Consider the following 13376-nt stretch of genomic DNA (forward strand, 5'->3'; position numbering starts at 1 on the left):
CAAACCGGTTCGCTCGCAGCGTGGCAACACCCCACACTGGACGCTCTGCAGCAGCTCGTCGCCGTGCACACGGTTCATGTGGATGCCGTTGATGAAGACCGAGAAAGCCAGCTTTCCGGCCAGCCCGTGCACATGCTGCATCCATGGCGGCAGCCAGCGTGGCGGCACGATGGCGCCGGACGCGAAATGCGGCTGCAGCGCAATCACGTCATGCAGGGTCAGCTTGCCGGCAAACAGATGGCGCAGCAGGTCCATCCGCTGCTGCTTGAACGCCCAGCGGAAGAAGGTATGCACGGTGAGCAGGCCTGACAGGTACACGTTGTCCTTGGCGAACGCCGCACCGCCACCCAGCGGCACACCGCGAAACACCCGCTGGGCCGAGTGGAAGCTGTCCGCCACGCTCTGCCCGCAGGCGCTGAAGTATTTGTAGACCTCGACGAAATCGGCGCCGTTCAGCGCCATGTCGATCGCCAGGATGCGCAGGCTGATGCGCTTGAGTCGGGCGATGTCGATCGCGCCGGACATCAGTTCGGCGAATACGGCCAGGCCTTCCTGGGTCGCGGTGACCCGCGGCGAGGTACGCGCCAGCGAGGTCAGCAGCGGCTGCTGGCGGCCGTTCAGCGCGGTCAGCGAGTGCACGAAGGCCTCATGCGCCAGAAGCTGATGACGGTCGTATTCGCTGAAACGGGTGCCGTCGCGCAGGCGGATGCGAGTGGCCCCCGCTGCCGCCTTCGCGGTCAGCTCGGAATCCACCTCCACCTTGATCATGCCGGCGCCGAAGAACGCGTCGAGCGTCTTGGCCAGCTCGTCGCGCAAGGTAGTCGCCGGAATGTTCTCGTCGACGTCATCGGCCAGCAGATCCGCGCCCAGCTCGTCGGACAACTCGACGAAGTAGCGCGCCGCATCGAGATTGCTGCGCTGGCTGCCGGGGATAAGGTCGCCCGGCTTGCCGTACAAGGCGATCGATGGCGCAGTGACTCCCGCCGTGCCCACTGCCTCCAGCATCTCTGCGGCGATGCGCCACGACTCGGCGGTACGGCGCAGGTAGTCACCCAACGGATCAATGCCCTGCGCGTCACTGCCACCTGCAGCAGCCTCGATGGCAGCCAGTTCGGCACGCGCCACGGCCAGATCGGGTCGCGTGTAACTGACTTCCGGCAAGGTGAACTGGCCCTTGCCATAAGCCTCGATCATGCGGCTTTCCAGCGAGGCCGGCCATGCCACCGTCGGCAGGATGTGGATGCCGCGTACTGCAGCCAGCAGGCGCTGGTCGAGCTCGGCGTAGCGCCGCAGTTCGGGTGGGATGGCGCCAGCGGAGGCATTCATCGCGATGCTCCGCGCAGCGCGTCGACGCGTTCGATCAGCTCGGTGGCGATCGGGTCGGGCTTGAATGCCGCCGCGAAGCCGCGCGGACTGGCCGGCGTAAAGGTGAGATTGGGCCCGAAGCGCGAGTCGGTACGCAGCATCACGGTGATGCGGCGAGGGTTGGTCATGGTGGTGGCGTTGATGTTCATCACATCGCGCAGCGCGACGCGGATCTGCTGGCCGCGGTTCTTCACTACCAGCCAGTCGCCGTCCAGCCAGACCTCGTCCATCAGGTCATGCAGCAGCTTGCGGTAGACGATGAACATGATGCCGCCCAGAAACAGTGGCATCAGCACCAGCGGAAAGAGTGGCGGCGACTGTTCGTTCGCGCGGGCATGGCTCGCCACCCAGAACTGCAAGCCGAAGACGGCCAGCAGGAACCCGATCCACAGCAGCGGAAAGACCCGCTTGTAGAAGAACGTGGTGGACGACGACAACCGACGCATGCCTGCACTCCCCAGCGGTGGTGTGGCGATACTAGAACAGACACGCCTCTAATCATTCCCGCTCGCGCTGTCCGCGATGCCCGTGCGGCCGTTCGCTCGGTCGGCCGCCACGCTGGCGACGCAGGCGCGCCTCCAGCGTCGCCGCCTGCTCCTCGCGCTCGTCATGCAGCTTGAGGTAATTGCGCCAGCGGCCGGGTGCCAGTTCGCCGGTATCCAGCGCCACCTGCACCGCGCAACCCGGTTCGCTGCCGTGGCCGCAGTCGGCGAAACGGCATTGCTCGGCCAGTGCTTCGATATCGGCAAACAGGTCGAGGTTTTCCTCGCCGGTCAGCTTCAGCTCGCGCATGCCGGGCGTGTCGATCAGGCAGCCACCGCTGGGCAACTGCAGCAGCGCGCGATGGGTGGTGGTGTGGCGGCCTCGGCTGTCATGACTGCGTACTTCGGCAGTAGCCATCGTCGCCGTGCCAAGCAGGGTGTTGGTCAGCGTGGATTTGCCGGCGCCGGACGAGCCGACCAGTACCGCGCTGTCACCGGGTTGCAGGTACGGCGCCAGTTGCGCCACGCTGGCTGGATCCTTGCCGTTCAATGCGTGGATCGGCGTGCGGCCGGGCAACCGTGCACGCAATGCCTCGATCTGCTCGGCCGCATCCTCACGGGTATCGAGTTTGCTCAGCAGCACCACCGGCTGCGCACCGGAATCCTCGGTCAGCGACAGGTAGCGCTCGATTCGCGCCGGATTGAAATCGCCATCCAGCCCGGTCAGCACCAGCACGTAGTCGATATTGGTCGCGATCAGCTGGCGTTCGTAACGTTCGCCTGCTGCCGCACGCGACATCACCGTGCGCCGCGGCGCAACCGTGACGATATGCGGCGGCGTGCCGCTTTCCACTTCGACGAAATCACCCACCACCGGCCGCTCGACCGGGTCGATGCCACGCTTGAGAAAGCGTCCGTCCGGCTGTGCCCCGAACAGGGTCTCGCCATCATGCAGTTCGTAGCCGGCACGGTGCTGGGCCACCACCCGTGCCAGCCGCAGGCCGGCGGCAGGCAGCACCTCACCGCGCCAGCCGATGCGTCGCAGGCGTTCGATCGTTTCGGCATCGCTCATTCGGGGAAGTCGGTCGGCACGATCTGGCGATTATGCCCTGCCTGGGCATGGCCAGACGATGAACCGCCATTTGCCCCGAGGAGCGCTCGCGCTGCACCGCATCACGCTGCTAGCATCGACCTGCCGGCGATGGTGCCGGTGCTTGGACTGTGCTCCCAGACTTCGAAGGATGCCGGCGTTGACCTCGATCACACCCAGTGCGCACCTGGCGGACGTGCGCTATGAAATCCGCGGTGCGCTGACCCGGCGCGCACGCGAGCTGGAGGCCGCCGGCCTCGACATCATCAAGCTCAACATCGGCAACCCGGGCCGTTACGGCTTCGAGGCACCGGCGCACCTGCGCGAGGCGATCGCCGGCCATCTGCACGAGAGCGAGGCTTACGGCCACGAGCAGGGCCTGGAACTCGCCCGCGAAGCGATCGCCGCGCAGCAGCGCGCGCGCGGTGCACGCGACGTCGAGCCGGAACGCATCTTCATCGGCAACGGCGTCAGCGAGCTGATCGACCTCAGCCTGCGTGCCCTGCTGCAGCCTGGTGATGAAGTGTTGCTGCCCAGCCCGGACTATCCGCTGTGGAGCGCGGCCACCATCCTCAACGGCGGCCAGCCGCGCTACTACCATTGCCTCGCCCGGCACGACCACCTGCCTGACCCGGACGAGGTCGAGGCACTGATCACGCCGCGCACGCGCGCCCTGGTACTGATCAACCCGAACAATCCCACCGGGGCGGTGTATCCACGTGCGCTGCTGCAACGACTGGTCGCCATCGCGGCACGCCACCGGCTGCTGCTGCTTGCCGACGAGATTTACGACGAGATCCTGTACGACGGCGCGAGCTTCCAGCCACTGGCCGAGGTGGCCGGCGAACTGCCCTGCCTCAGCTTCGGCGGCCTGTCAAAGGTGCATCGTGCCTGTGGCTATCGGGTCGGCTGGATGAGCCTGTCCGGAGATCACGCCCGCAGCGCGGCCTACCGCGATGCCTTGCAACTGCTCGCCGCCCTGCGGTTGTGCGCCAACGTCACCGCGCAATGGGCCGTGCTGCCGGCCTTGCAGGATGCGCCGACGATCGGCGCGCTGACCGGCGCCGGCGGTCGCCTGCATGAGGCACGCCGGGTCGTGCAGCAGGGCGTCGCCGCCAGCAAATACCTGGAGCTGGTCGTCCCGGAAGGTGCGCTGTATGCATTCCCGCAAGTCCGCGCCGACCATTTCCCTGCGTTCGACGACGAGGCTTTCGCCCTGCGCCTGCTGGAGGAGGAATCCGTGCTGGTGGTGCCCGGCAGCAGCTTCAACGTGCCGCGCAGCCGACACTTCCGGTTGACCCTGCTGCCTCCGCCGGCGCAGCTGCGCGAGGTGTTCGTGCGGATCGAACGGGTGCTGGCGCGGATGGCGCGCGAACAGTCGCCGCATTCCGCCGTTGCGGTGGCCTGAGCCATGCCCAGGCTGACCGAATGATGCCGGCCACTCCGACTCTGCACTATCTCGCCCTCGGCGACTCCTACACCATCGGCGAAGCGGTGGCCGCGGATCAGCGCTGGCCGGCCGTGCTGGTGCAGCGCCTGCGCCGGGCCGGAGTGGTGATCGACGACCCTCGTATCGTTGCCGTTACCGGCTGGACCACGGACGAACTGGCGCAGGGCATGGACGCGGCATCGCTGACCTCGTCGTACGACCTGGTCACCCTGCAGATCGGCGTCAACAACCAGTACCGTGGCCGCTCAGCCGGTGAATACCGCAGCCAGTTCGCCAGCTTGCTGGCGCGTGCAGTCGCGCTGGCCGGCGGCCACGCCGCGCGGGTGGTGGTGGTGTCGATTCCTGACTGGGGTGTCACCCGTTTCGCGCATGAACAGGGTCGCGACCGTGCACGCATCGCCAGCGAACTGGACGTCTACAACGCGATCGCCCGCGACGAGACTTCACGCGCTGGTGCGCATTTCGTGGACATCACCGGCATTTCGCGCCAATACCCCGTGCTCGTCGCTGGCGATGGCCTGCATCCCTCGGCGGCGCAGTACAAGTTGTGGGTCGATCGCATCGCACCCACAGTGCAGGCGGCGCTGCGTCCATCGCGCTGATCAGATCCGCTGCGCCGCAACGAGCTTGCAACCTGTTCGCCATCGCGCGGTGACCTTGGACTTGCACACTGGCGCCCCGGTATCCACCGGGAGTACGCGCCATGACAAGCCTCCGCTGCCGCAGCGCCTTCATCTCCGACGTGCATCTGGGAACACCTGACTGCAAGGCCGATTACCTGCTCGACTTCCTGCGCAAGCTGCGCTGCGAAAAACTCTATCTGGTCGGCGACATCATCGACATGGAGGCGCTGGCGCGGCGCCCCTGGTGGCCCGAGGAACACAGCGCCGTGATCGCCGAGATACTCGACCTGGCGCAACGCGGGGTCGAGGTGATCTACATCCCGGGCAACCACGATGCACCGATGCGCGGCTTGCACGGGCAGGAATTCGGTGGCGTACGGATCGAACTGGACGCCGTGCATGTCGGCGCGGACGGTCGGCGCTATCGGGTCAGCCACGGCGATGAATTCGACCCCGAACAGATCGGCCGCGGCTGGATGCAGCACTTCGGTGAGGCCATGCACCGCCTGATCTGCTGGAGCAACCGTCGCCTGCATGCGATGCGGCAGCGACTGGAACTCCCGTACCTGCCGCTGTCGATCATCGTCAAATCGCATATCGGCAAGGCGCTGGCGTATATCCGCGCCTACGAGGAACGCGTGGTGGCTGACGCCCGCGAGCGCGGCTTCGACGGCCACATCTGCGGACACATCCACTTCGGCCACGTGCGTGAGCTGGATGGGGTGCTCTACCTCAACGACGGCGACTGGGTCGAGCACTGCACCGTCCTGATCGAGGACCATACCGGCGCGATGGAACTGCTCCACTGGAGCGAGCAGCCCGCCGCCCTGGGCCGGGCCAGCCGTGAACTGGTTTGGCCCTCCCCAGCCGCCGCGCTGGCGCTGGCGCCGCTGGGCGTCTGTCAACGTGACCTCAGCGAGTTGCATCGGGCGGCCTGAACCACGTACGCCTTGAAGGCCGGCAGGATCACCGCATATCGGGCGGCGTATCATTGTCTTCTTTGCCGGAGTTCCCCATGTCCCTCGACAGCACTACCCGCGAACGTATCGAAACCCTGCTCAAGGACCACCGCGTGGTGCTGTTCATGAAGGGTGATCGCCAGCAGCCGATGTGCGGCTTCTCCGCGGCCGCCACCAACACGCTGAACGAGCTGTTGCCGGACTACCACACGGTCAACGTGCTGGAGGATCCGGAAATCCGCGAAGGCATCAAGGCCTATGGCGACTGGCCGACGATCCCGCAGCTGTACGTGGAAGGCGAACTGGTCGGCGGCGCCGACATCATCCGCCAGATGTACGGCAACGGTGAACTGCATACCTTGTTCGGTGTGGCTGCACCGGATCGCACGCCGCCGCCGATCACCATCACCGACGCGGCCGCCGAGGCGATCCGCCAGGGAACGGCCAACGCCGAAGGACTGGCACTGCATCTGGAGATCGGTCCCGACCACAGCGCCGGCTTCCAACTCGCCCCGGCTGGCGAGCACGACATCGTCGCGCACGCCAACGGCCTGGAGGTTCACTTCGATCCGGCCAGTGCCCAGCGTGCCAAGGGCATCGTGATCGACTGGGTCTCGACCGTGCAGGGTGAAGGTCTCAGCCTGAAGTTTCCCGGTGCGCAGGAGATCAAGTCGATCAGTGTGCAGCAGCTCAAGGCACGTCTGGCCGCACACGACATCACCTTGATCGACGTGCGCCCGGCCGCCGGCCGCGCCCAAGCCGCGCCGTTGGCTTACGCCCGGGTGTTGGAGGACGAGGGCTACGAAAGTCTCGCCGCGCTGCCGAAAGACACCGCGCTCGCCTTCATCTGCCACCACGGCATCTCCAGCCGCGGCATGGCCGAGCGCTTCGCCGCACACGGCTTCAGCAATGTATACAACGTGGAAGGCGGCATGGATGCGTGGGCTGCTGAAGTCGATTCGAGTGTGCCGCGCTACTGAGCCAGACTGGCTTGCTACGCGGTAACCGCGCTGCAAGAGCCCTGAACAAAAACGCCCCGGCAGGGGCGTTTTTGTTTCAGCAATCCGCCATCGGCAGGCTCAGCCCTTGGGGGTGGGCACTTCGCTGGCCCGATTGAAGTCGCCGATCGCTCCGACCAGATCAGCCACTGCCGCCCGTTCGGCCTCGCTGAGATCCGGATTCCAGCTGTCGAGGATCAGCACCACCCGGGTCTCGGCACTGTGGTTCCATGCCTCGTGTTCGTAGGTGTCATCGAAGGTGACGCAGCGACCTTCCTGCCACTCATTGATTTCTCCGCCGACACGCAAGGCGCAATCGGACGGCACGATAAGCGGCAGGTGCGTGACCAGCCGGGTATTGGTGACCCCTCGATGCGGAAGGATATGCGTGCCGGGCTGCAGCACCGAGAACAGCGTCTCCGGTGAGTGCTCGCGGACGCGCGCGAGCGGCAGCGCATCGAGCAAGGCAGCGGTCTGCGGACAGCGCGCGGCATGCGCCGCGTAGCGTTCGCCATGTCGGTGGAAGAAATACGCATCCCAAGCGGGCTGCTGGGCGCCTGAAGATCGCAGCAGGTCGGCCGCATCCTGCGGCGAATCCGTCTGCAGGAATGATTCGAGATCCTGTGGCTGCGACAGCACGGCGCGCAGCTCCTCGCGAATCATGGCGGTGTTGGCTTCCAGCTCCGCCTGCCATGGAAAGCGCTCGCGCGGATAATAAGGCTGGCTCGGCACGCCCGGGAAATACAGAAACTTGGGCTGCTGCCGCGGGTCCGGCATCGAGGCAATTTGCTCCTCCAGGTAGATGGCAAGGCATTGTTCCACCCGTACCAGTTCCGAACGACCGTAGCGTTGTCGTAATGGTTCCAATACGCCATCGAACAACTGGCGGCGCCCGTGCATGACATACCGCATGGCGCTCTTCACGGCATCCCGGAATTCCGGCGCCGTGGTCTCGTCACTGAGCCAGCGCCCATGCGCCTGCGCCGCATTGATCGCCATCAGGGAGGCGGCCAGGGCCTCGTAGGTTTCTCCCAGTTGATCCAGCAACATGCCCAGCCGCAGGCGTGCCACGAACATGTTCGGCGCAAGTTCGAGTGCACGGCGCAAATCAGCGACCGCGCCCCGGATATCGCCACCCGTCATCCGCGCCACGCCCAGCTGATGCAGCGTGACGGCATCCCCGGGATGCGCACGATCTGCAGCGATCAGCAGGTCGATGGCCTGGTTCACCGCACCGCGGGCCAGGTGAATATTGGCCAATTGCCGCAGCGCCTCAAGATCACCGGGATCGGTCTCGAGCAGACGCGCATAGGATTGCTCGGCAAGCGCCATATCACCCTGGCGCAACTCGGTGCGGGCCTGCTCGCGATAATCTGCAGAGCGCTGGTCTGGCTCATTCTTCATTGCTGGATTCACCACTGGATGGGCTGCGGAACCCCGGATGCGGGCCGCAGCAGGCTGAACTAACCGGCATAATACGCGGTGACGCATTCGAATGCCCTGGCAGGCAATGTGTCGTTTCGAAACGCGGTTTGCGCCGCGCCCCGTTGAAGCAAGCTGTACACCGCCGTTCGCCTGATGCCAAAAGAGCAGATATGACTCCTCGTCTACAGGGATTGAGCCCTGACACCCGCATGCACATCATGGTCGCCGGCGAAGCGCTCGAAGCAGGCCGGGTGGAAGTGGCCGAGCACCACCTGGCCAGCGCTGCCGCATCAGACCCGCAGCACCCCGAAGTCCTGCGGATGCAGGCTGGCATCCACAGTCTGCGCGGCCGCCCCCTGCAGGCCGTAAGCACGATGCAGCAAGCCTTGGCGCAACGCCCGCAGGACGCGCTTTACCACAACACCCTCGGTACCTTGCTGGGCAACGCCGGAGAATTCGATGCCGCGATTGTCGCGCTGCATCGCTGTTGCGAACTGCAGCCCGGCATGGCCATCGCCTGGTACAACCTTGGTGTCATGCTGACCCGCTGCGTGCGCAATGACGAGGCCGTGGTTGCCTTGCAGCGCGCCGTTGCGCTCGCGCCGGATCATGTGGACGCACGCGCCCTGTTGGCTGACATGCTGCGCACTCGCGGCCAGACCGAAGAAGCCGCAATGGAATACCGCAAGGTGCTCGCGGAACAGCCCTGGGCCGGCCAGGCCTGGTGGGGCCTGGCCGACCTCCGGACCACCCGTTTCACCGATGACGACATCGCGCACATCCAAGCGGCGATGCAACAGCCGCGGGCCAGCGAAAACGACCTGATCGCGATGGGCTTCGCACTGGCCAAGGCGCTGGACGATGACGAGCGCCCTGACGATTCGCTGGCCGCACTCGCCCAGGCCAATGCCATTGCACGACGCAGGCAGCAGTGGAACGCCGACGCCTTCTCTGCGGGAATCTCGACGGTCAACCAGGCTTTCCTGCCACCGCCTGCCGCCGCTGCGGAAGCGCTCGGCAAGGAAGTCATCTTCATTGTCAGCCTGCCGCGATCCGGCTCGACTCTGGTCGAGCAGATCCTCGCCTCGCACAGCTCGGTCGAGGGCGCTGGCGAACTGCCCGACCTGCCGCAGGTGCTGGGTGAGGAATCGCGTCGCCGCGGCCAGCCGTTTCCGCAATGGGCGCACGCGATGCAGCCGGCTGACTGGGAACGTCTGGGGCGGCGCTATCTGGAACGCACCGCGCACTGGCGGCGGCAACGTCCCGTCTTCACCGACAAGCTGCCGAACAACTGGATGTACATCGGCGCGATCCGCGCCATGCTGCCGGGGGCGCGCATCATCGCGTGCCGGCGCGACCCGCTGGAAACCTGCTTCTCCTGCTATCGCCAGTACCTGGCCGGCAACGAGTACACCCGCACGTTCGACGATCTTGCGGCCTTCTGGCGCGACTTCGATCACAGCGTTCGCCACTGGCAAATGCTGCATCCAGCGCGGGTGTTCGAGCATGAATACGAGCACCTGCTGGCCGATCCGGAAGCCCACATTCGTCGGTTGCTGGATTTCTGCGGCCTGCCGTTCGAGCTGGCCTGTCTGAGCTTCAATGAAAACCGGCGCGAGGTGCGTTCGCCCAGCGCCACCCAGGTGCGTCAGCCACTGCACGACACCAGGCGCGCGCCGCGCTACGGCGCCCTGCTCGATCCGTTGCGGACGGCGCTCGGGTTGCCACCATGGCAGCGTGACGACACCCCATGACCATCACTTCCGCACCGGCATCCGATGCAGGCGAGCACCGTCTGGCCGCCTACGAACGGCAGCGCGCGCAGGGTCACATGCAAACCGCCCGGCGCGAACTGCTGGAGGCTCTAGCCGGTGCGTCCGAAGTGGAATGGCTGGCCTGCGCACGCGCATTGGTAATGCGCAGCGACACCGAAGCGGCGCATGGCGTGCTGTCTACCGCGCTCATCAAACATCCCGGCTCGGTCGATCTGCGTTTCGCGCTGGCCGGCATCCTGCAGCAACGCGGTGAATCGGCAGCGGCCGAAGCCTTGCTGCATGAGCTGCTTGCGCAACAGCCGGCGCACGCCGCAGCGACCTTTCTGCTGGCGGGCCTGCTAGTTCAGCAAGGTCGCATGCGCGCCGCGGCCAGCGCCATGCGCGATCTGTTCGGACACGCACGGCAGGATGCCGACACGGTCATCCAGGCTGTGGAAATGCTCGACGATATTCAGCGGACAGCGGATGCTGCAGCCATCTGCGAGAGTGAGATCGCTAGCGGCTCCAGCGACCCGCGCATCCATGCCTATGCCGGCATGCTGGGTATCCAGCTCGGCGAATTCGAACGCGTGCGTGAGCGCTATGCCTTCGCGCTCGCGCACAGTCCGCAAGCCGTCGAATGGAACATTCCGATCGGCCTGTCGAGCCTGCAGCGCTACACGGACGACAGCCATGCGGACTTCCAGCTTTTCCGGAACGTGCTGCAGCGGCCGGGATTGAGCGAGACGACGCGTATCACGACGCTGTTCGCCCTGGGCAAGGCTCACGACGACATCGCCGACCGTGTGCAGGCGGTGCACTACCTGCGCCAGGCCAATGCCCTCGCCCATGTGCGCTCGACCTGGTCGCGCAAGCGCTGGCGGCGCCTCGTCGAGGCACGCCTGGCGGCCAGGCCGCCGCCACTCCAGCTGACCGCCCCGAGCGGGTGGACGCCGCTGTTCATCGTCGGCGTGCCACGCTCCGGCACCACCTTGCTGGCCGAATTGCTCGCGCGCCACCCGCTGGTCTGCAATCGCGGCGAGCTGGGCTGGCTGGCGACCGTGGCCCGACGGCTCGAACAGGCCGGCGCCAGGGAACCGGCCGCATTCGAACAAGCCGCGAACACCTATGCGGCGCAGCTTCGCCAGGATGACTCCGACGCGCACTGGTTCATCGACAAGCAGCCGCTGAACCTGCTGCACATCGACCTGATCCTCGCGTTGTGGCCGAACGCGCGTATCGTCCACTGCCGACGCAACCCGCGCGATACCGCGCTGTCGCTATGGTCACAGTCGTTCCACGACCCCGCGCACGACTATGCCTACGACTTCGGCGATATCGCCGCGCTCATCCAGGGTTGCGAGCGCCTGCATGCGCATGCGCTGGCCCGTCATGCCGCGTCGATCCATACCGTGCGTTACGAGGAACTCATCGCCGACCCCGGGTCCTGCCTGGACGAACTGGCACGCTGGCTGGAATTGCCCGGGCACGACCTGCTCGCCACCCGGAGCCCCGACCATGCGATCAGCACCGCCAGCGCATGGCAGGCACGCCAGCCGATCCATGCACACTCGGTGGCGCGCTGGCGTTCCTACGCACCGCATGTCCCGGAACTGCTGCAATTTCCGGACAAGTGATGAGATGCAACCGCGGCACTCCCTGCCCGCTGACGTACGGCTCCGGCACGCGACAGGCCGCAGCCGCGATACCCTCCCCCATGACCATCAGCCGACAACCCTGACGTGACGACGACGCACCAACCCGACGAAGCCGAACGCTTCCGCGCCGCCCAGACACTCTGGCAACAAGGGCACGTGGAATCCGCGCGCGCGCTGCTGCAAGACATCCTCGCGCATCATCCGATGCATCCCCAGGCAACACCGCTGCTGGCCCAGCTGCTGCAAAGCCAGGGTCAGCTCCATGCCGCCAGCCAGTTGATGGCGGGGTGGTGCCGGCACGCGGGCCTGCAGCCGGCGCTGACGATGCGATGCGCCCAGTTCATCCAGCAATGCCAACGCCAGCCGCTCGCCGCGGCCCTGTGCGAGGAAGCCATCGCACGCGGTCACGCCGACGCCGGTCTGCATGTGCTGGCCGGCAATCTGGCGCGCGAGCTGGGCGAGTTCGAGGTCGCGCGCACGCACTATTACGCAGCACTGGAAGCCGGTGCCGACCTTGATAGCTGGTTTGTGCTTGGGGCGCTGGCCGCCACCCGACGCTATACCAATCGCGCCGACCCGGACTTTGCGCGTTTCATCACCCATTTCGGGGACTCCGCCTGTTCGCTGCAAGCGCGCGCGGTGACCGGCTTCGGCCTCGCCAAGGCCTATGACGACATCGGCGACTACGCCCATGCCGCGCAGACCCTGCGCGCGGCCAACCAGCTTTCAGGACAGGCGCAGCCGTGGTCACGCGAAGCGTGGGCGCACTGGCTGGATAACCGCCTGCGAGCGCACACGCTCGAAACACCGCTGCCGTCGAGGCCTGATTTCGTGCCGGTCTTCATCGTCGGCCTGCCACGCAGCGGCACCACCTTGGCGGCAACGCGACTCGCCGGACATCCGGACATGCGCGACCGCGGCGAACTACCGATGCTCCACTTCATCGCCGAACAGCTGCAGTCGGGCAACCTGTTGCGCGATGCCGGCGCCCTGCGCCAAGCCGCCGAGCTGTACCGGGTGCACGCCGTCCAGGACGATCCCGCCGTACGCTGGTACATCGACAAGAACCCGAACAACTTCCGCTATCTCGACCTGATCGCGGCACTGTTCCCGCAGGCCCGGATCATCCACTGCCGGCGCGACCCGCGCGATACCGCGTTGTCCATCTGGTCGCAGAGCTTCGCGCATCCGCAGTACGGCTTCGCCAGCGATCTCGACGACATCGCTGGTTTCTTCCGCGGCCACGACCAGCTGATGCAGCACTGGCAGCAGCGCTTGCATATGCCAGTGCATAGCCTGGATTACGAAGCGATGGTTGCCGATCCCGAGTCGAGCCTTGAAGCACTGCGGGCCTTTGTCGGCCTGCCATCGGTCGTCGCAACAGGAGCAGCAGCCGCTACCTTGACCACGGCGATCACCACAGCCAGCGTATGGCAAGCCCGCCAGCCAATATACAACTCGTCGGTGGGACGCTGGAAAAACTACCTCCCCCACGTGCCGGAGCTGGGGCGATTCTGAGTCACCTTCTGGCCAACTCGTTCCCCTGAGCCGGGTTGTGTCGTGAACAGGCTG

10 protein-coding genes and 1 pseudogene are annotated in these 13376 nt (G+C 66.1%); 7 read left to right on the forward strand and 4 right to left on the reverse strand.

Features of this window, described 5'->3' with window-relative positions:
* Window positions 1-60 precede the first annotated feature (60 nt).
* The 3 genes and pseudogenes from B0E51_RS00375 to rsgA all read right to left on the reverse strand — a co-directional run.
* Window positions 61-1326: pseudogene (locus tag B0E51_RS00375) on the reverse strand (flavohemoglobin expression-modulating QEGLA motif protein); the annotation flags it as partial.
* Window positions 1323-1811: a hypothetical protein gene (locus tag B0E51_RS00380; RefSeq protein WP_077442855.1), complete on the reverse strand. Its 489-nt coding sequence runs from the start codon at window positions 1809-1811 to the stop codon at window positions 1323-1325. The gene B0E51_RS00380 and the pseudogene B0E51_RS00375, both read right to left, overlap by 4 nt.
* 52 nt (window positions 1812-1863) lie before the next feature.
* Window positions 1864-2919 (reverse strand): ribosome small subunit-dependent GTPase A, encoded by a 1056-nt coding sequence (rsgA, locus tag B0E51_RS00385; protein ID WP_077442856.1) that lies wholly within the window; start codon window positions 2917-2919, stop codon window positions 1864-1866.
* 178 nt (window positions 2920-3097) lie between these two features.
* Here rsgA and B0E51_RS00390 point away from each other — a divergent pair, with 178 nt between their 5' ends.
* The 4 genes from B0E51_RS00390 (at window position 3098) to grxD (ending at window position 6949) form a co-directional block, all read left to right on the forward strand.
* Window positions 3098-4345, forward strand: a complete 1248-nt coding sequence (locus B0E51_RS00390) for an aminotransferase class I/II-fold pyridoxal phosphate-dependent enzyme (RefSeq protein WP_143525738.1) — start codon at window positions 3098-3100, stop codon at window positions 4343-4345.
* A 23-nt stretch (window positions 4346-4368) separates the two neighbouring features.
* Entirely contained in the window at window positions 4369-4989 is a 621-nt protein-coding gene (locus tag B0E51_RS00395; RefSeq protein ID WP_077443257.1) for an SGNH/GDSL hydrolase family protein, read from the forward strand.
* Between the two features lie 101 nt (window positions 4990-5090).
* Window positions 5091-5948 carry a UDP-2,3-diacylglucosamine diphosphatase gene (locus tag B0E51_RS00400; RefSeq protein ID WP_077442858.1) on the forward strand — a complete coding sequence of 286 codons (858 nt, stop codon included), beginning with the start codon at window positions 5091-5093 and terminating at the stop codon, window positions 5946-5948.
* A gap of 77 nt (window positions 5949-6025) precedes the next feature.
* Window positions 6026-6949: a Grx4 family monothiol glutaredoxin gene (gene grxD / locus B0E51_RS00405; RefSeq protein WP_077442859.1), complete on the forward strand. Its 924-nt coding sequence runs from the start codon at window positions 6026-6028 to the stop codon at window positions 6947-6949.
* Window positions 6950-7048: 99 nt separating this feature from the next.
* Here the strand turns inward: grxD and B0E51_RS00410 are convergent, their stop codons facing one another.
* On the reverse strand, window positions 7049-8371 hold the full coding sequence (locus tag B0E51_RS00410) for an aspartyl/asparaginyl beta-hydroxylase domain-containing protein (protein ID WP_077442860.1): 1323 nt from the start codon (window positions 8369-8371) through the stop codon (window positions 7049-7051).
* Between the two features lie 191 nt (window positions 8372-8562).
* On the opposite strand from B0E51_RS00410, the gene B0E51_RS00415 reads away from it, so the two are divergent.
* The 3 genes from B0E51_RS00415 to B0E51_RS00425 all read left to right on the forward strand — a co-directional run bounded on the left by B0E51_RS00415 (window position 8563) and on the right by B0E51_RS00425 (window position 13322).
* On the forward strand, window positions 8563-10146 hold the full coding sequence (locus tag B0E51_RS00415) for a sulfotransferase (protein WP_077442861.1): 1584 nt from the start codon (window positions 8563-8565) through the stop codon (window positions 10144-10146).
* Window positions 10143-11783, forward strand: a complete 1641-nt coding sequence (locus B0E51_RS00420; RefSeq protein ID WP_254424349.1) for a tetratricopeptide repeat-containing sulfotransferase family protein — start codon at window positions 10143-10145, stop codon at window positions 11781-11783. The genes B0E51_RS00415 and B0E51_RS00420 overlap by 4 nt, the downstream gene beginning before the upstream one ends.
* A gap of 105 nt (window positions 11784-11888) precedes the next feature.
* Window positions 11889-13322, forward strand: coding sequence for a sulfotransferase (locus B0E51_RS00425; RefSeq protein WP_077442862.1), 1434 nt, complete (start codon window positions 11889-11891; stop codon window positions 13320-13322).
* The last annotated feature ends 54 nt before the right edge of the window (window positions 13323-13376 follow it).

This window comes from Rhodanobacter sp. C05 (assembly GCF_002001165.1).
GTDB lineage: Bacteria > Pseudomonadota > Gammaproteobacteria > Xanthomonadales > Rhodanobacteraceae > Rhodanobacter.